Source organism: Natronoarchaeum rubrum, assembly GCF_024494695.1.
This window is the reverse complement of record NZ_JANHDP010000007.1, coordinates 33,184-51,459: the sequence shown is the minus strand read 5'-3', so window position 1 is coordinate 51,459 and position 18,276 is coordinate 33,184. Positions and strand designations below refer to the sequence as shown.

The window sequence follows — 18,276 nt, the reverse complement described above, 5'->3', positions numbered from 1 at the left end:
TCGCCGACGTGACCGATCTCACCCGAAGTCGAAATCGAGGTCGTCGATGTCCGTGTCGTCGTCCACCCCCGCGATGGCGTCGCTCCCGCCGCCGTCGTCGGAGTCGTCCGCGTCGTCCGCGTCGGCATCTTCGGCGCCGGCGCCCGCGCTGTCAAGATCCTCATCAGCGGCGTCGTGCTCCTCGGCGTCGGCATCCCCGCTACGGCGGCGCGTCTCCTCGACGGCGTCGTCCGTGGCGCTCGGGTCGGCGTCCACCTCGTCGGCGTCGTCGCCGATGTCGGGGATCCGGGCGGCGATGTCGTCGTCGCTGGCCTGTCGGCTCGCACCCCGGTTCTCGGTCCCGCCGTCGGCGACCTCGTACTCCTCGCCGTGCTCGTCGAGGCGAGCGGCGATCTCGTCGTCCGAGGCCTGCGAGGAGCCGCTGGTCGCCGGGATGCCGTCGCTGAGACGCGGTCCTTCGTCCTCGGCATCGGCGTCGTCCTCGGCGGCGTCGAGCCCCGATTCGTCGATCAGGTCCTCGGCGGTCGCCGGATCGACGACGTCGTCGAACAACGAGCTGAACGTCGAAACGGTCTGTCCGTCGACCCGATCGGGATCGAGGTGGAAGTGTGCGACCGTGTCGACCGACGCGAGCCGTTCGAGCAGGGTGTGGAGGAACTGGAACACGACTTTCGGGTCGCGCCGTTCGAGCAGCTCGGTGATCGAGTCGAAGCAGAGCACCATCAGGTGGCCGCTCTCGGACCACGACTCGCAAAATCGGCTGACGCTGGTCCCGATCGCCTTCAGATCGCCCGGATCTTCGACGATGTCGGTCGCGACCGGCTCTGTGAAATCGGGTGGCGCGTGGTCGGCCGACCGCAGCACGTCGCCGATGGTGACGTGACCGTGCTTGGCCGACTGTCGCCCGCTCGTTCCGGTGTCGAGTCGCGCCCGGTCGGTGACGTCCTCGGAAAACGTGACCGACAGCTCGCCCCGGTTCTCAGCGCGCCCCACGTCGAGCAGGGCGTCGCAACACCGGTCGGCGTTGCGTCCCGCCCCGCCGAGCACGAGCACATTCGCTCCGTCGGAGACGTCGATCGATTCGTCGCTCATGTGTATCTGACGCTGTGCGACCGCATCGACCCGCGGCACGCCGACCCGATCGGGTCAACCGCCTGTGGGTACGTGTGGCTCGTCGAACAATACTGTTCCGGCCCGCGGTCGGCCAAAAATGTCGATCGGAAGAACCGCGACTGTCCGCTCTTTGAGAGGGTCCTGCGCTCGACGGACGAGCTAGGCGACGTTGAAGCCCCGATCTCGGAGGAACTCCTCGACGCGTCCGGAGTGGTTGCCCTGGAGTTCGATCTGGCCCTCCTCGACGGTCCCGCCGCACGCGAATTTCGACTTGAGGTCCGACGACAGACTGTCGAGGTCCACGTCGCTCGGATCGAACCCTTCGATGATCGTTACTTCCTTGCCGTACCTGCGCTCGTCAATGCGGATCTGGATCTGCTGAGATTCCTTGGCGACGTCTTCACAGACGCAAAGCTCCTCGGGCAGCCCGCACGTCGAGCAGACTTCCGACATTACACCCGGGTGTACGAATGGCCCCTATTAAACACTGTCGGGACCCTCGCGGTCGTTTTCCCGGTTTCGAGAGGGCGACGCGCCAGTCCGGGATCACCGGTTCGACCCGGAGAACCGGCTCTCGTCGGCGACGAGCGCGTCGACAAGGTCGACCGCCTCGGCGGCCTCCTCGTCGGTCACCTCACCGCCGTACCGCGCCCGCTCGTAGAGGCGTCGGACTCGCTCGACGCGCTCGTCGTCCCGGTCGCCGGCCACCCGATCGAGATACTCGCGGGGCGTCTCGCCGGGCGAGCGCGGTCCGTCCGCGCCCGCGAACAGCAACTCCAGCCGCTCGAACGCCCGCTCGACGTCCTCGCGGGGGCTCCGTCCGCGTCCCTGCCAGCGAACGGCGACGGCGCGGCCGAATCGGGCGGCGTGACCCGTTCGGCGGGCCAGCGCGGCGGCACCGAACAGGGCGATCAGGCCGATGCCGATCGTCCTGTACGACGGTAGTCGCGTCGTCAGGCCGCCTTCGTCGTCCTCGCCGTCGTCGCCGTACGTCGGATTGGAGTCGTTCGACAGGTTCCCGGTCCCGTTCTCGGTCGCGTTCTCCGGGTCGGTTTCGTTGTCGGGCGATTCGTCGATCGACGGCGTCGTCTCGGACTCCTCGTCCTCGAACTGTGTGGGATCGCCGTCGCGGCTCTCGTCGGTGTCGACGTTCGGATTGCCCGCCGACCGCGCGGTCTGCACGCGGTTCTCGCGGGCCTGCTGACGGCCGTCCGACGGCGTCGGGTCGAACGTCACCCACCCTTCGCCCGGGAAGTACACCTCGACCCAGGCGTGGGCGTTGAGCCCGCGAACGACGTAGCGGTCCTCGCCGACCTGCTGGCCGGTCGAATACCCCGAGGCCATCCGCGCCGGGATCCCCGCCTCGCGCAGCATCACGGCCATGGTCGACGCGAAGTGAACGCAGTAACCGGCGTCCATCTCGAAGAGGAAGTCGTCGATGGCGTTGCCCTCCGGTCGGTCCGCGTCGAGCGAGTACTCCTTCTCGCTCTCGAGGTAGCGCTCGATCGCGACCGCCGCGTCGTAGGGCGTCTCGGCGTCGGCCGTGACCTCGTTGGCCAGCTCGCCGACCCGATCGGGCTGACCGGCAGGCACCTGGAGGAAGTCGGACTGAACCCATCCCGGATAGCTGTCGCCCGCCTGTCGAAGCTCCTCGGTCGACGCGTCGGGCCGGAGGCTGGTGACGCGGTAGGCGTCGCCCGGCTGGAACGTGTCCTCGTAGATGAGCGTCCCGTACGGGGTGGCGTACGTTCCGTCCGCGACGTCGCCGCTCAGCTCCGATGGCCTGGTGACCGCGGGCATCGCGGACGTCGCGCTCTCGACCTCGTAGACCTGCTCGATCGACTCGGTCGGTCCGGGCGGCGTCGTCACGTCACCGTTCCATCGCTCGACGCCGACGTCGGTGTACCAGCCCCTGCCCGAAAACTGATCGAAGACGGCGGTGCGCCAGTAGCCCGGCTCCTCGCTCTCGACGGTGAACCGGACTTCCGGCGACAGCGAGACGCTGCCCCCGATCTGGAGCCCGCCCGACGACTGCACGACGGCCCCTTCGATGGTATCGCCGCCGCTGCCACCGCTGGCGCCGCCCGGTCCCTGCAGCGACGTGGGGTTGCCGCCGCCGGCGGGGACGACCGACACCGTCAGCGACAGCACGGCCATCGCCGCGAACGCCGCCGCGAGGGCGTCGGCCTGATCGATCGGCGCGCCGCGGCGTTCGAGATCGCCGAACCCGACCGCACCAGCCGCGCCGAGCACGCCGGCGAGCGTCACGAGCGTCCCGGCGTCGCCCGTCAGCACGAACACCAGCAACGTCGCCCCGCCGATCGCCGCGCTGGCGACGTAGCGCCGGCGGACGGCGAGATACCACGAGAGGAACGCCGGCGCCGGCACCGATCCGACCGCCCAGGCCCCCGCGTTGGACAACCTGACCACCGACACCCCGGTCAGCAGCGCCACGGCGTCGGACACCAGCACGCCCCAGGCGTTGATCACGACGCCGAGCGTCGCCGGCGTCGACTGGAGGTACCAGACGTGCCCGACCACAGTGAGGACGAGCGTCGCCCCGATCGCGGTGCGCTCGCGGACGTACGTCGCGACGACGGTCGCGACCAGCACCGCGGCGACGGCGACGGGGATCACGGCCGTGTTCCCGACGACGCCGGCCAACGGGATCGCGGGCGCGGGATCGCCGACGAATCCGGCGATCCGATCGAGTACGCTGACGTACGACGCCGTCAGGACGAGCGTGCAGGCGAGCGCCGCGCCGCGGAACGCTCGGCGTCCACTCGTCCGGCGTGCGTCCGACGCCGCTCGCCGCATCGCCGTCGGAGCGCTCACGCGACCACCCCGTCAGTTCCGTCGCGACGCCCCTCTCGCGGCGACGCCGTTCCCGCCGCTGTGCCCTCTGCCGGACGTTCGCGGCGCACGCGTTCGCCGCGCTCGGTCGCGACGAGACGATCGAACGGGACGGCGTTCTCGCCGTCGGTCACGACCGCGTCGCCGCCGGCCGACCGCACGAGGAGGTCGGCGCTCTCGGCCGCGGCGTCCGACAGCGTTTCCGGTCCCAGTCGAGCCATCGCCGCGAGCACGGCGTCGCGCTGGTGGCGTCCGGCGCCGGGATCGAGCCGCTCGTCGGGCGTGACCAGTCCAACCTCGACGCCGGCGTCGAGCAGGTGCAACGCGACGCTGGCGGCGGCCTCGGCGCTTCCGTCATCGTGCTCGCCGGGCGAGACGCCGACGGTCAGCGCGCCCCGATCTGCAGCCTCGACGTACTGCTTGACGAGCAGCTCGTCGTCCGGGCGCTTCGCGCTCGATTTCCAGTGGACCGTCCGGCGCGAGTCGCCGCGCTCGTACTCGCGCAACCCGTCGAACTCGTCGGTGCCCGGGAACGGCCTGTCGGACGGAAGCCCCGCCAGCGCGTCCGCCGGCGGATCGAGCCGGTACGTCCGCGGGTAGGCCAGCACCGCGTCGATGTCGTTGTAGTAAAACGTCGTTCGTGCCAGGCCGAGCAGTCCCTCGACGGTGAGTTCGGCGGGCCCGAGGCTGCGCTCGCCGCGCTCCCAGAGTCGGGCGTCGTAGCTGATCGGCTCGCCGCCGACGGTCGTCGTCCTCGGCAGCCCCTCGGCGGTGATCCCGTCGCCGAGCCGGTCGTCGACGGTCGCGGCGAACGGCCGGTCCGCGGGCACGTCCAGCTCGACGGGCAGCTCCTCGTCGACGACGCCGGTCGCCGGCGCTCGCCGCTCGACGTCCGGGCGGTCCCGCAGGTAGACCTGCAGGAGCGCGGCCGCGAGCCCGACCAGCGCGGGCGCGACGACGGCGTTGATCGACCGGGCGCCGTTCGCGCGCGCCAGCAGGAGCAGCGCGACGGCGAGCGCGGCGACGGCCCAGCCGCGGCGTGTGAGCATCATCGGTCAGGGGACCGGCACGGAGTCGAGGGCGTCTCGGACGACCTCGCGTCCCGAGCGGCCGGCCTCGCCCGTCTGAACCCGGTGGGCAAGTACCGCCGGCGCCTCGCGCTTGAGGTCGTCGGGGACGACGTACCCTCGGCCCTCGAATGCCGCACGGGCCTGTCCAGCCCGCATCAGCGCGACGGTCGCACGGGGGCTCGCGCCGAGGTCGGCGTGGTCGCGGGTGTACCCCGACAGCGCGGTGGCGTACTCGCGCACCGGTCGCTCGACGGTGACCGACGAGACGGCCTCCCGCGCGCGAGTCAGATCCTCCGCGGCGGCGACCGGCGACAGCGACTCGATGGGGTGATCGCCGACGATCCGATCCAGCAGTTCGGTCTCGTCGTCGGCGTCGGGGTAGCCCAGTTCGAGTTTCTTCATGAATCGATCGACCTCGGCGATCGGGAGTTCGTACGTCCGTCCCGGCTCGACCGCGTTCTGGGTGGCGATCACCGTGTACGGTCGGGGAACGTCGCGGGTCGTGCCGTCGACGGTGATCTGCTCCTCGGCCATGGCTTCCAGCAGCGCGCTCTGGGTCTTCGGCGGCGCGCGGTTGATCTCGTCGCCGAGCACGACGTTCGCGAACAGCGGCCCCGGTCGGAACTCGAACTCGCCGGTGCGCTGGTCGAACACGTTGGCGCCGGTGATATCGGAGGGCAGGAGATCGGGCGTGAACTGGACGCGCTTGAACGAGCTGTCGAACGAGCGCGCGATCGACCGGGCGAGCATCGTCTTGCCGACGCCGGGGACGTCCTCCAGCAGGACGTGTCCCCGACCGAGCATGGCGACGACGACGTGCTCGATCACGTCGTCCTGCCCGACGATCACTGTCCCGACGTTGTCGACGACGGCGTCGGCCAGCGACCCGACTTCGTCGATCGGCGGATCGGACTGGCCGGCCGGCTCTGTGCCTTCGAGCACGTCAGATGGGTTGGCGTCCGTCATAGTTACGGTGCGCCCCGACCGTCGTGCGGTGCCGGGGTGGCTTACCACTTGTTGGGCTGCAAGCAGGGAAAATCTTTGTGTCGACTCGCGCTCGTCGGAACTATCGACCGCGACGACGCAGTGGTCGCCGAGTCTCACGCGCGACTACTGGATCGGTCGGCCGAAGTATCGGCCCGCACTGTCACCGATCCCCGACAGAATCGGCGGTAAGGCGGCGTTACCGTCGGTAAGGAGATCTGAACGAGATCGCGCGAGCGCGGAGGGCCGGCGGGGACCGGCGTAGAGAGGGTCGCGCGCGGAGTAGAACGGTAGGGCGTCAGCGGGTCCGGCGGTCAGCGACAGTCCGCGACGTCACAGAGCGCCGAGGCGTCGGCGACGATGAACGCGTCCTCGCGGAGGTTGTCCTCGTCGGCCGGCAGGAACAGCCGCTGGTTCCGGCCGCCCGTCTCGACGGAGAGGACGTCCCACTCGCTCGATTCGTACCCGAGATCGGCCTCGGGATCGGGGTCCATGCGCAGCCGCTCCCAGTCCTCGTGTTCCTCCGCGCTCATGACTGGTTCCCGACGGGGGCGCGCGCGGCGGGTGTCGCCTTCTCGGCTTGCTCGCTCTCGACGACGTTCTCGGTCTCGACGGCGATCTCGTGGTTCCCGTCGCCGGTGAGGTGGATCGTGTCGAGCAGGTAGTCGCCGTCGTGGTCGTTAGCGACCGGCGAGTCGGAGTTCGTGAGGATCCGCGTGTTCTTGATCACGGCCTCACCGCCCGAGAACTGGTCGGAGAGGTCGATCGGCTGGGAGTGGTCGATCGAGTGGTAGATGTCGCAGCTGTCGACGACCATGTTCTCGCCGGGCTGGCGGATCCGCAGGTTGCGCTGGTTCCAGACGCCGTCGTTCGGCGGCGACTCGGCGTCGTGGACCATCGCGACGTTCCGGACGACGCTGTCGTCGGTGCCGATCCGGACGTTGCTGATGTTGTTGTTCCTGTAGAGGCCGCCCTCGACGACGACTTTCCCGTTTTCGGCGTCGTCGAAGTCGGCGCCGGGACCGGACGCGTACAGGCCGTTGTCCGAGAAGTTCTGCACCCAGCAGTCGACGATCCGGATGGTTCCGGCGTGCTCGGCGCCGACGTAGATGCCGACCCCGTCCGCACCGTCCTGGACGCCGTCGGGCAGCCAGATCTTGTCGAGCACCATCGTCGCGTCCTCGCCGCGCGCTTCGGCGCGGAGCTTGGCCTCCTCGCCGCCTGTCGCGCCGCGGATCTGTAGATTCTCCAGGCGTACCTCGCCGGCCTGCGCGCGGACGGCGTTGTACCGGTGCTCGCCCTCGGGGAAGTTCAGCTCGACCGCGCCGGGCTTGCCGTCGCCGATCAGCGCCGCGTTCTCGTAGTCGCCGTCGAGGCCCTCGCCGGACCACTCGTAGCTACCTGCGGGGACGTGTACCTCCGTGCCGCTCTGGAAGTGCTCTGCCAGGTAGTCGTCGATCGCGTCGCCGTCCTGCAGCCCCTCCTCGCCGAGGTCGACCGTGTCGGTCTGCGCCGCGGCCGAACCGCCGAGTAGGCCCGTCGTACCCGCAACCAGGCCCGCAGCGCCTGCGAACTTGGCGAAGGTGCGTCGGTTAAGCTTGGACATCGTCGCGGTATCGTCGGTCTGGCGTTCTGCCATACACGGGTAGGATCGAGGTATACATAAAGCGATTTTCGCGGCTTTACCATCCGAAGCTGCGTCTATAGCGATTCTTGGTTGCGTGTTGTTGCACCTGCCGGACGCGTCGGCGTCGGCTTCGACCTCAGGTACTTGCGTGATCTGCGGGGTGCGCTCGCCGCCGCGAAAGAGCGACCTACGCGCTCTCACGATCGGTCTACTCCCAGTAAGCTCGTCAGAGCGTCTGTTAAGCCCGTTTCGCCGGGTCGAAACGCTGCGGTTACCCCGGCGGGGTAGGGAATACGAGACCGTTACCGCGGGCCGCGCGGGCATCGCCCGGGGTCGTCGAGGCCGCAGCCCGGCGAGCGCAGCTCGACGCCGGAGCGCGGTCTGGATCGGCCCGAAGCTGGCGGATCACACGTCGCGTCGTCCGACGCCACAGCACGGTTCGCGCACGCGACGCCGCGGCGTCGTCGACGCCGGACTTCGGACGATTCTCTTAGTCACACGCGCGAGCGAGCATCGCGGGGGCGCTCGATGCGCTGCGTTGGCCGCGGACGCCTGCACCGGCACGATACCTGTGGCACGTACGTCGTCGCGTCTGCGGTGCAGAGGTAGTCGCGTCTGCAGTGCGTAGGTGGTCACGTCATCGGGCGGCGCGCAACGCCGGCGACAGTTCGCCACGGATCCGACGCTGCCGTAGCAAAACCCGAATTAAGGTCATCTTACCGGCCGATACCACCAGTCGGCGCCTCGGAACCGTGTCCTCTCGTGAGGGCAGCCGGGTGCCTCGCGAGGAAAGCTAATCCTACCCCCGAACGCTCGGGAACGCTGACGGTCGTCTCGATCGTTGCCGGTGACCCCCTCTGTACGGTACCAGTTTCCGCTTCGGCGTCCCACGATAGCGGTCGGTGCAGGCGTCTCGCGATAGCGGTCGCGCAGCGGCGTCTCCCCGCGCTGGACGCCGCTGTGGAGTCTGCGCGCCGCTACGGGGCCTGCGCGCCGCTACGAATCGGCATCGTTACGAACCGGAAAAAACGGAGCGCCGCGTCGGGCCGCCTCAGACCGAGTAGTAGTACTCGCCGTCTTTCTTCTGCTGGCGATCCAGCTGGCTGTCGGGCTTGTTGATGCGCGGGCGGCCGACGCGCTCGTCGCGCCGGAACGTGATATCCAGATTCGAGAGGAAGTCGTTCATGCCCGAGCGCATCTCCTGGGGCTGGCCGGCGTGGCCGTGCTCGGCGGGCTCGCCGTCGAACACCATCAGACGGTCGGCCAGCAGGTCCATCATGTACATGTCGTGGTCGATCACGAGCACCGTGGCGTTTTGCTGCTCGGCGTAGCGCCGGATCGCGCTGGTCGCCTGCACGCGCTGTTCGACGTCGAGGTGCGCCGAGGGCTCGTCGAGCAGGAACAGGTCGGCCGACTCCGAGAGCGTCGCCGCGATGGCGACGCGTTGGCGCTCGCCGCCCGAGAGGTCGGTGAGGTTCTGCTCCATGATCCGTTCGAGCTGCAGGGGCTCGGCGATTTCGGTGTTCCAGTACGACGAGCCGAACTGGTCGGTGATCGACGACAGGAACGCGTCGACCCGCATCGGCTGGTCGATGTCGATGTACTGGGGCTTGTAGGCGATGTCGAGCTCGAAGTCGAGGTCCCCCTCGTCGGGTTCGAGCGCGCCCGCGAGCAGCTTCGCGAACGTCGACTTCCCGATCCCGTTCGGGCCGACGATCCCCAGCACCTCGTTGCGCCGGATCTCGCCGCCCTCGACGTCGAGCGAGAACTCGCCCTCGCCGTAGCTCTTCGAGACGTCGGGGTACTCTACGAGCGTGTCGGCCGTGCTCACCGGTCGGGGGGCGTGTTCCTCGAACTCGATCGGGTTCGGCCGGATCCGCATGTTCTCGTTCTCGAGGTAGCCCGAGAGGTACTCGTTGATCCCGTTGCGCACCGACTTCGGGTCGGTGACGACGCCGTACGCGCCGGGGCTCCCGTAGGCGACGTGAAGCGTGTCCGCGAGCAGGTCCAAAATTGCGAGGTCGTGCTCGACGACCAGCATCGAGCGGTCGCCCTCCTCGGCGAGCTCGCGGATCAGGCGAGCGACGGTCATCCGCTGGCCGATGTCGAGGTAGGGCGTGATCTCGTCGAGGAAGTAGAAGTCGGCGTCCCGCGCGAGACACGCCGCGATGGCGACGCGCTGGAGCTCGCCGCCCGAGAGGTTGTCGATGTCCTGATCCATCACCGGGCGGATCTCCATGCGATCGACGAGGTAGTCCAGCTCGCCGCGCTCGTCGGTCCGTTCGAGCAGCTGGCGCGTGTTGCCGTCGAACTGGCCGGGGATCTCGTCGACGTACTGCGGTTTGCGCGCGACGCTGACGTCGCCGTCGCGCACGGCGGCGATGTAGTCCTGCAGTTCGGTGCCCCGGAACTCGTCGAGCACTTCGTCCCAGTCCGGCGGCTCCGCGTGCTGCCCGAGGTTCGGCGCCATCTCGCCGGCCAGAATTCGGACGGCGGTCGTCTTCCCGATCCCGTTCGGTCCGAGGATGCCGGTCACCTGCCCCTCTTCGGGGACCGGCAGCCCGTACAGCGAGAACGCGTTCTCGCCGTAGCGGTGTGAGGGGTCGTTCTCGAGTTCCTGGGGCAGGTTGATGATCTCGATCGCGTCGAAGGGGCACTTCTCGACGCAGATGCCGCAGGTCTCGCCCAGACAGATCTCCTCGGAGATGCGCACCTGCTCGGGCTGGCCTTCCTCGGCCTCCTCGCCCCGGAGCGTGATGCACTCCTTGCCGGTGCGGTTCGGCGGGCAGTAGTTCTTGCACTCGTAGTTGCACCGGTCGGGCTGGCACCGCTCCAGGTCGACGACGGCGATACTGTCGCTCGCCATGTTAGAAGGTGACGCCGGTCATCAGGATGATTCCCCACGTGATGAACCACAGCGAGAACGTCATGAACGCGACGAACAGGTAGTCCTTGACGCCCCCGAAGTCGTCGTAGCCCATGACGCTGAACAGCGGGTACTGTACGACGATGGCCGCGAGCACGACCAGCTGGGCTTGCTGGTTCTTCGCGGCCTCGACCGCGCTCACGTCGCCGGTGACGTACGCCGACGCGATGGCGGCGCCGACGCCCGCGAGCGCGGTGATCGTCGTGATGGTGACCGACCGGAGGTGTGACTCCCTCCCATCGGCTGTTTCGGTCGACATACGGTGTGCTCGGAGACCTGCCGTAAAAAGCCGTTCGCTTGGGCCTCAGGAATCGCGTCCGGAGAGCGACAGTACGGGTCTGGGACTCGGCGTCGATGGCTCCGGCTGTGTCGCTTCGCCGCTCGACCGCCCCGAAGATCTGAGACGGACGCCGCCGTCCGGCGCGGTTCGTCGGTCCGATCGGCCGAACTGTTCGGCGGGGAGAACTCGTCGTATCAATCTTTATGCTGCTGGGACCTTTCGATTCGTAACGATGGCTGGCACTGACGGGGAGGACATCGAAGACCTTCCGCCGAGCGCGAAGCTGGTGTTCAAAGTACTCGAGTACGACGGGCCGCTGACCCAGAAACAGATCGTCGAGGAGTCGATGCTGTCGGCCCGAACCGTCCGCTACGCGCTGGAGCGCCTGGAGGAGATCGGTATCGTCGACGAGGACGTCTACTTCGCCGACGCCCGCCAGAGCCTCTACGAGCTCGACGAGGAGGCCATGGCGGCAGCCGACGGCTGCGCCGAGCCGGGGACCTGCGCCGAGTGACGGCGTCTCGCCGATCTTTCTGATTCGTCTCGCCGCGCCGTCCGTTCGACGGCGTCGTCACTGAACAGGGGGAAACGACGGGAGCGCCGCGGCGGTGTGCGGGGGACACGCCGCCGCGGAGAGATGGGGGAGAGCGGTGTGCGGGCGCGCGAGTCGGGAGGATGGGATGAAAGGCCAGTGCGCGCCCGTCGGATGACAGGCGCGGAGGCGACTTAAACACCCGTCAGACGGGCGTACGACGCCCGGCGGACCCGATCGGCTCCGGTCCGCTTTTGTGATGTCCACGCCTCCGTAGGACTATGACTTGGGCGGAGCTGTTCGACCGAGCCGAGCGCTGGGACGTCGACGAGGACGCCGTGAGCGACGCGCTGGCGCGCCACCGCGAGGCGGATGCGGATGAGTGATACACCGAGGACGAGCGACGCGCCCGATCCCGCACGGATCGTCGCAGGTGCCGACGTGCTCGCCGCCGACGCGCTCGTCGGCGGGCCCGCCCGCGCGGCGCTCGATCACGTCCGCTCGCACTCGTGGATCGACCTCGTCGCCAGCGACCACCTGCTGGACGACGCCGAAGCGGTGATCGCCGACCTCGCCGATGCCGAGTTCGCCACCGACTGGCGCGACCGAATCGAGCGCGAGCGCGTGCCGGTCGAGCATCCGCCGGGCGACCAGCCCGCGCTGGCCAGCGCCTACCGCGGCGACGCCGCGCACGTACTGTCGTTCGACGAGGAACTCGGCAGCGTCGAGACCGCGGCCCGCCTCCAGGGACGGATCGCGATGAGCGTCCGGCATCCGAAGGCGTTCGACGCCGTGTTCGATCCGGCGAGTCTCTACGACGCCGTCGTCGGGGGCGAGTACCCGGGGCCGGACCGGGATCCCCGCGAGTAAACCGCTGGCCGAACCTTCTTTTCTATCTGCGCCCTGCGATGCGTGTGTCCAGCAGCGACGATCCGCCGGATGTCTGTCCGGAGTGTGGCGCCGTCGACGCCTACGAGAAGCGGTACGCGACGGGCGGAGGGTGGCGCTCGGAGTTTCGCTGTCGGGAGTGCCACCGCGTCTGCTCGCCCTCCGATAGTTGATCGGGTGTTACCGTAGAACTACTCCCGTTCGGCCAGCCAGTCGGCGAACTTTTCGAGGGCTCGCCCGCGGTGGGAGATCGCGTTCTTTTCGTCCGTGCTCATCTCGGCGAACGTCTCGCCGTCGTACTCGAAGATCGGATCGTAGCCGAACCCGCTGTCGCCCCGCGGCGCGACGATCCGCCCGCGGACCGACCCCTCGAACGTCGCGAGGTCCTCGCCGTCGTAGTAGGCCATCACGGTTCGGAACGCAGCTTTGCGGTTCTCCTCGGACTCCGTGAGCTTCCAGACGCGCTCGATGCCGAGCGTGTCGTCGACGTACGCCGAGTACGGTCCGGGGAACCCCGCAAGAGCCTCGACGAACAGTCCGGTGTCATCCACGAGTACCCCTCCGTTGGCACCCAGTTCCTCGTACGCCTCGCGGGCGCCCCGCCGGACGATCGTTTCGAGGTCGTCGCTCTGGACTTCGGCGTAGTCGTAGTCGACCTGCTCGACATCGGCCGGCAGGTACTCGCGGGCTTCGCGGACTTTCCCTTCGTTGCCGGTGACGAAACGGATCATACCCGGCGGTGGACGCCGGCGGCGAAAATAGCCGTCGATCAGTCGTCGTCGACGACGACCTCGACGGGTTCGTCCTTCGCGTCGTCGTCCTCGCTCCCGCCCTGTTCGTGCCAGAGGAGCGCGCCGGCGACGGCCAGCACGATCCACGAGCGCCAGTTCGCGAGGTTCAGGGTGTAGCCGACGCCGAACGGCTTCTCGACGAGCATCCCCTCGCCGGGCTCCCAGTACGACGAGAGCATGCGCCGGAAGTTCGGTCGCTCGAAGTTGTACGGTACGCCGAGGATCTCGCCGGAGGTCGGCTTGTCGGCCATGCGAGGAGTTAGGGCACAGAAGTTTAAAACGGTTAGTGGTAGCGGCCGGGCGACCGAACGACGGCGACGCGGTCGGACGCGCCGTCACTCGCCGACGAGGTACGTCTCGAACGTCCGGACGGCGCGCCGATAGCTCAGTCCGGCGAGCGCACCGGCGACGAGCAGCGTCCCCGCGGCGCCCGCGACGGCGGCGGGACCCGCCGGCACCCCAGAGCTCCCGGGGCCGGCGAGGTACAGCCCCGCGAGCACCGGCGCTCCGACGGCGCCGATCGCTCCGGAGTACGCGACGACGGCGTAGACGTGGGGCACCGTCACGCCGGCGTTCTCGGCGGGGCGGATCGCGTCGAACTCCGGGAGTACCGTTCCGACGCCGATCGCGATCGCCGGCAGCAAGATCGACAGCGCCGCGCCGAACAACCCCGCGCTCGCCGCGACGGCGATCGATCCGGACGCCGCCGCTGCGACGCCGGCGGTCAGGGTCGCGACGAGGAGGCCGCCGGGCAGCGCCGCCGAGACGAGATACCCCCGGACGACGTGCCGGGCGCTCCCCGGCGTCGTCAGCGTCGCCGGGAGCCCGCGCCCCTCGTTGCCCAGCGGGTTCAGCGTCGCCCCGGCGCCGACGGCGCCGGCGCCGTAGACGGCCACCAGCGCCGGCAGCGCGCTCGGGACGGCGCGGGCGAACTCGTAGCCCACCGAGAGCAACACCACGAGCGGGAGAAACACGTACAGCAGCGCCTGCGGTCTGCGGCGCACCCGAAGCCAGAGTGCCCGGGTCACGGCGCGCGTCGGCCGGGAGCAGGTCGCTGCGAGCGGTTTGTCGAGCGTCCCGAGCAGTCCCGCCGGTTCGGCTCCGGCGTCGGACTCGGGCGCTTTCGGCGGGTCGGCGAGCCACGCCAGTCCGGCCAACCGCGTCGCGACGGCCCAGAGCCCCGCGAGCGCCAGCGGCGTCCCGACCAGTGCGGCGGCCGCGAGCCGAGGCTCGCCGCCGCCGATCGACGCCAGCGCGACGTCGGCGTGCCACGCGATCGGCCACTCGGCCAGCAGCGCGCCGGCCTGCCGGCTCCCGACGAACAGCCCGAAGTACAGCATGACCAGCGGCGACCCGACGAGCAGCCGGTGCTCGCGGACGAACGCCGAGCGCCGGAGCGCGACCAGCGCCGCGAGCCCGGCGACGTAGCCGCAGGCGGTCGCCGTCGCGACGAGCCCGGCGGCCGCGACGACGAGGCCGAGGGCGCCGAGCGGACGCCCGGAGCCGAGCGCGAACGCGGCGGCGCCCCCGACGATCGCCAGCGAGAGGAATCGCCCGGCCTTGATCGTCTTGGCCAGCGCGTCGCCGACGACGATCGTCCCGACCGGCAGCGTCGTGAGCAGCCCGTCGTCGCGCTCGCGCCAGCCCTGTCCCTTCGTCGTCCAGAGCATCGTCACCAGCGCGACGAGCACGAACGCGATGCCGGCGAACCCCCGCACCGCGGCGACGGCGGCGTCCTGACCGGTCGCCACTGTCCCGGTCGCGGCCCCCGCGCCGCCGGACGCCACGGCCGCGGCGTAGTAGTACGCGCCGGGGTCGGGGTAGGTCCATCCCTCGGCGCCGGGCACTCGCCCGACGACGACAAGCGCGGCGACGGCGACGAGAAACAGCTCCGAAAACGCGCGCCAGGAGTGCTCGCGCTGGCGGCGGTAGTGGCGCACCGTCTCGACGCGCGCGATCCGCGCCGCGTCGCGGAGTCGAGGGATCGCGCTCTGGCCCGTGTCGAGCCGGCCGCTCATACCGTGGTCGTAGACTCCTCGTCGAGCCGCTCGGCGCCGTGGTCGTGCGTGATGTCGAGGAACGCGTCTTCGAGACTGCGCTCCTCGCCGGCCTCGGCGCGGTTTTTGAGCCCGTCGGGCGTCCCTTCAGCGACCAGCCGACCGTCGTGGAGCACGCCGACGGTGTCGGCGAGTTCGTCGACGACGGGGAGGATGTGCGTCGAGAGGAAGACGGTCATCTCCTGTTCGGCGAGCTCGGCGATGGTGTTGCGCATCGTCCGCGCGGCGCGGGGGTCGAGCCCGCTGGTCGGCTCGTCGAGAAAGACCACGTCGGGCTCGTGGAGCACCGCCTGGATGACGCCGACCTTCTGGCGCATCCCCTTCGAGTAGGCGTCGATGCGCTTGTCGGCGTCCCCTGCGAGGTCGAACCGGTCGAGCATCGAATCGATGCGCTCGTCGGCCTCGTCCTCGGGGATGTCCCGCAGCCCGGCGATGTACTCCAGCTGCTCGCGTCCGGTCAGCTCGTCGTACAGCGGCGGCTCCTCGGGGAGGTAGCCGATGTGTGGCGTCACGTCGTCGCGGTCCTCGATCGACTGGCCGGCGACGCTCGCGGTGCCCGAGGTCGGCTTGGTCAGCGTCGTCAGCATCCGCATCGTCGTCGTCTTTCCGGCGCCGTTCGGCCCGAGAAAGCCGTAGACGCTCCCCCGCGTGATCGACAGCGTCAGATCTTCGACGGCGACGGCGTCGCCGTAGCGTTTCGTCAGCGCCCGCGTCTCGATGGCGAGGTCGGTCACGATACCGGCGACTTGTTGACCAAGCATAAAATGTCTGCCGCTGTCCGTGAAAGCGAGCGTCGGCGTCGACGCCGCGGCGTCGGTGTCGGTCGACGCTTCGGCGTCACGACGCCGCTGCGAGTCCGGTCGTGAGAAAGCGCAGTTAGCCGGTCTCAGGGACGCCGGAACTCGATCGCCGTACCCTGTCGCGACCACCGTTTGTCTCGGCCGCTCGCTCGCTTCGCTCGCTCACGGCCTCGCAAAAGCTGGGCCAAAAAGTGACTGCCGAGTCGCTTCAGGGACGCCGGAACTCGATCGCCGCACCCTGCCCGAAGCCGACGCAGAGCGTCGCCAGCCCGCGGTCGGCGTCGCGTTCGATCATCTCGTGGACCAGCGTCACCGGCAGGCGCGCGCCGCTGGCGCCCAGCGGGTGGCCCAGCGCGATGGCGCCGCCGTTGACGTTGTAGCGCTCGTCGTCGACGCCGAGTTCGCGCTGGGCGTAGACGGTCTGGCTGGCGAACGCCTCGTTGAGTTCGACCAGATCGTAGTCGTCGATGTCGCGGCCGGTGCGCTCCAACAGCCCCTCGGTCGCGGGGACCGGACCGATGCCCATCACGGTGGGGTCGACGCCGGCGACGTTGTTCGACCCGATCTCGGCGAGCACCTCCAGATCGTGGTCCTCGGCGAACGCCTTGCTCGTGACGAGCGTCGCGGCGGCGCCGTCGCTGACCTGCGAGGCGTTGCCGGGCGTCACCGTGCCCTCGGACTTGAACACGGTCGGGAGCTGGGAGAGCTTCTCGACGGAGGTGTCCGGGCGAATCCCCTCGTCCTCGTCGACGACGCCGTCCTCGGTCTCGATCGGGACGATCTGGTCGTCGAAGCGACCCTCCTCGGTCGCGGCGGCCGCGCGCTGGTGGCTCCGGAGCGCGTACTCGTCCTGAGCCTCGCGGGAAACCTCGTACTCGTCGGCGACCTTCTCGGCTGTCATCCCCATCTGGAGTTCGCCGACGTTGTACAGGTCGTTCAGACGCGGGTGGACGTTGTGGGTGTTCTCGCCCATCTTCACGCGGCTCATCGACTCGACGCCGCCCGCGATGACGGCGTCGCGCTGCCCGGCGCGGACGGCGTCGGACGCCGAGATCACGGCCTGCATCGAGGAGGCACACCAGCGATTGATAGTCGTTGCCGGGACCGACTCGCCCAGCTCCGAGAGGAGCGCGATGACGCGGGCGAGGTTGTTCCCCTGCTCGCCGCGCTGCTGGGCGCAGCCCCACATCAGATCGTCGATGTCGTCGCCGGCCAGCCCGGTCTCGGCCAGGATCTCGTCGATCAGCGGGACCGAGAGGTCTTCGCTGCGTACGTCGGCGAACGCGCCGTCTTCTTTGCCCTGTGGCGTTCGGTAAGCCGCTGCGATGACGGGTGTCGTGTCGTCGCTCATACTACCCAAATCGTCTTTCGTGAACGTAAAGATGGGTAGAACTCGGCGCGGTCACCCCGAGAGTTTACGAGCGGTCGCTGTCGACCGGAAATGTTACCAATTTACGATCATGAAACGGCCGTATGAGCCACTCGATTCGCCGTGCGCTACTGGCAGTGAGCCTGAGTTCGCTGCTGCCGGCCGTCGCGGTCGCACAAGGCCCCGGCGACATCCCGACCGATCCGTCCCCAACCGGCGTGGAGTTCTCGCCGGGGTTCGTCCTCGGACAGCTAGTCGTCGGCGCGATCGTCGCCGCGCTGCTGATCCACCTCGCGCCGCAGTTCACGCGATCGACCGTCGGATACGTCCACCACGACACCGCCGCGACCGGCGTCGTCGGGTTCGCCGCGCTCGTCGGGACGTTCGTCGTGTCGTTCATCCTGGTGCTCACCATGATCGGCGCGCTGGTCGGCATCCCGCTGTTGATCGGGCTGATCCTCCTGTTGATCCCCGCCTCGATCGTCGTCCAGATCGCCCTCGGCGTCGCGCTGTACCGGGCAACCGCGAGCGACGGTCGTGGCGACCTCGACTCGAAAACGCTCTGGATCGGCTACGCGATCGGGTTCGTCGTGCTGACGATCGCCGGCCAGATTCCGGTCGTCAGCGTCCTTGCCAGTCTCGCCGTCGTTTCCCTCGGACTCGGCGCGCTCGTCCAGCACTGGCGCGAGGGGCCCCACGGCGGCGAGGGGACGAGCGACAACGGCGGGGCGGTACAGGAGCGGTGGAACGACTCGCAGGACGGCGGCAGTTGGGAGACGACTAGCGACGACGGCTGGGGGGCCGACCGCGATGGCGGCCGCGACGGGAGCGGCGAGCCACGCGGCAACGATGACGAGTTCGGTCGTCGCGACGACGAGAGCGACGAGTCGTCCCGGCGCGACGACTCGGGCGAGTTCTGGTAACGAGCCCGTCGCGGAGCTCTCGAAGTCTCGCGGCGTCCCGCCGACCGTCACCGCCCCTTCGAC

General features: G+C 69.4%; 18 protein-coding genes. 4 read left to right on the top strand and 14 right to left on the bottom strand.

Going from position 1 to position 18,276, the window contains the following annotated elements; all coding sequences use genetic code 11:
• Positions 1 to 18: 18 nt before the first annotated feature.
• The 9 genes from NO931_RS17000 to NO931_RS16960 all read right to left on the bottom strand — a co-directional run bounded on the left by NO931_RS17000 (position 19) and on the right by NO931_RS16960 (position 10,832).
• Positions 19 to 1,092 carry a DUF7504 family protein gene (locus NO931_RS17000; protein WP_256393558.1) on the bottom strand — a complete coding sequence of 358 codons (1,074 nt, stop codon included), beginning with the start codon at positions 1,090 to 1,092 and terminating at the stop codon, positions 19 to 21.
• Positions 1,093 to 1,272: 180 nt separating this feature from the next.
• Entirely contained in the window at positions 1,273 to 1,566 is a 294-nt protein-coding gene (yciH, locus tag NO931_RS16995) for a stress response translation initiation inhibitor YciH (protein WP_256393557.1), read from the bottom strand.
• 93 nt (positions 1,567 to 1,659) lie between these two features.
• The gene (locus tag NO931_RS16990; protein ID WP_256393556.1) at positions 1,660 to 3,948 is read right to left on the bottom strand and encodes a transglutaminase TgpA family protein; all 2,289 of its coding nucleotides are present in this window, start codon (positions 3,946 to 3,948) and stop codon (positions 1,660 to 1,662) included.
• Complete coding sequence (locus NO931_RS16985) at positions 3,945 to 5,018, bottom strand: DUF58 domain-containing protein (protein ID WP_256393555.1); 1,074 nt, start codon at positions 5,016 to 5,018, stop codon at positions 3,945 to 3,947. The genes NO931_RS16990 and NO931_RS16985 overlap by 4 nt, the downstream gene beginning before the upstream one ends.
• Before the next feature lie 3 nt (positions 5,019 to 5,021).
• Positions 5,022 to 6,002 (bottom strand): AAA family ATPase, encoded by a 981-nt coding sequence (locus tag NO931_RS16980; RefSeq protein WP_256393554.1) that lies wholly within the window; start codon positions 6,000 to 6,002, stop codon positions 5,022 to 5,024.
• A 332-nt stretch (positions 6,003 to 6,334) separates the two neighbouring features.
• Complete coding sequence (locus NO931_RS16975) at positions 6,335 to 6,553, bottom strand: hypothetical protein (RefSeq protein WP_256393553.1); 219 nt, start codon at positions 6,551 to 6,553, stop codon at positions 6,335 to 6,337.
• Positions 6,550 to 7,659, bottom strand: a complete 1,110-nt coding sequence (locus tag NO931_RS16970) for a hypothetical protein (RefSeq protein WP_256393552.1) — start codon at positions 7,657 to 7,659, stop codon at positions 6,550 to 6,552. Before NO931_RS16970 ends, NO931_RS16975 begins: the two co-directional genes overlap by 4 nt.
• Before the next feature lie 1,039 nt (positions 7,660 to 8,698).
• Positions 8,699 to 10,513, bottom strand: coding sequence for a ribosome biogenesis/translation initiation ATPase RLI (locus NO931_RS16965; protein WP_256393551.1), 1,815 nt, complete (start codon positions 10,511 to 10,513; stop codon positions 8,699 to 8,701).
• 1 nt (position 10,514) lies between these two features.
• Positions 10,515 to 10,832, bottom strand: coding sequence for an EMC6-like membrane protein (locus NO931_RS16960; protein ID WP_256393550.1), 318 nt, complete (start codon positions 10,830 to 10,832; stop codon positions 10,515 to 10,517).
• Between the two features lie 253 nt (positions 10,833 to 11,085).
• On the opposite strand from NO931_RS16960, the gene NO931_RS16955 reads away from it, so the two are divergent.
• The 3 genes from NO931_RS16955 (at position 11,086) to NO931_RS16945 (ending at position 12,446) form a co-directional block, all read left to right on the top strand.
• Positions 11,086 to 11,367, top strand: a complete 282-nt coding sequence (locus NO931_RS16955; protein WP_256393549.1) for a winged helix-turn-helix domain-containing protein — start codon at positions 11,086 to 11,088, stop codon at positions 11,365 to 11,367.
• 396 nt (positions 11,368 to 11,763) lie between these two features.
• Positions 11,764 to 12,255: a DUF7384 family protein gene (locus tag NO931_RS16950; RefSeq protein WP_256393548.1), complete on the top strand. Its 492-nt coding sequence runs from the start codon at positions 11,764 to 11,766 to the stop codon at positions 12,253 to 12,255.
• Between the two features lie 44 nt (positions 12,256 to 12,299).
• Positions 12,300 to 12,446: a hypothetical protein gene (locus tag NO931_RS16945; protein ID WP_256393547.1), complete on the top strand. Its 147-nt coding sequence runs from the start codon at positions 12,300 to 12,302 to the stop codon at positions 12,444 to 12,446.
• 18 nt (positions 12,447 to 12,464) lie between these two features.
• Here the strand turns inward: NO931_RS16945 and NO931_RS16940 are convergent, their stop codons facing one another.
• The 5 genes from NO931_RS16940 to NO931_RS16920 all read right to left on the bottom strand — a co-directional run bounded on the left by NO931_RS16940 (position 12,465) and on the right by NO931_RS16920 (position 17,272).
• On the bottom strand, positions 12,465 to 13,004 hold the full coding sequence (locus NO931_RS16940) for an XTP/dITP diphosphatase (RefSeq protein ID WP_256393546.1): 540 nt from the start codon (positions 13,002 to 13,004) through the stop codon (positions 12,465 to 12,467).
• Positions 13,005 to 13,042: 38 nt separating this feature from the next.
• A complete protein-coding gene (locus NO931_RS16935; RefSeq protein WP_256393545.1) occupies positions 13,043 to 13,315 on the bottom strand; it encodes a DUF5808 domain-containing protein in 273 nt (90 codons plus the stop codon).
• 84 nt (positions 13,316 to 13,399) lie between these two features.
• On the bottom strand, positions 13,400 to 15,082 hold the full coding sequence (locus NO931_RS16930) for a hypothetical protein (protein ID WP_256393544.1): 1,683 nt from the start codon (positions 15,080 to 15,082) through the stop codon (positions 13,400 to 13,402).
• A complete protein-coding gene (locus NO931_RS16925) occupies positions 15,079 to 15,855 on the bottom strand; it encodes an ABC transporter ATP-binding protein (protein WP_375142080.1) in 777 nt (258 codons plus the stop codon). Before NO931_RS16925 ends, NO931_RS16930 begins: the two co-directional genes overlap by 4 nt.
• Positions 15,856 to 16,129: 274 nt before the next feature.
• A complete protein-coding gene (locus tag NO931_RS16920; RefSeq protein ID WP_256393542.1) occupies positions 16,130 to 17,272 on the bottom strand; it encodes a thiolase family protein in 1,143 nt (380 codons plus the stop codon).
• A gap of 122 nt (positions 17,273 to 17,394) precedes the next feature.
• Between NO931_RS16920 and NO931_RS16915 the strand changes: the two genes are divergently transcribed.
• Entirely contained in the window at positions 17,395 to 18,213 is an 819-nt protein-coding gene (locus NO931_RS16915; protein ID WP_256393541.1) for a DUF8173 domain-containing protein, read from the top strand.
• Positions 18,214 to 18,276: the final 63 nt, after the last annotated feature.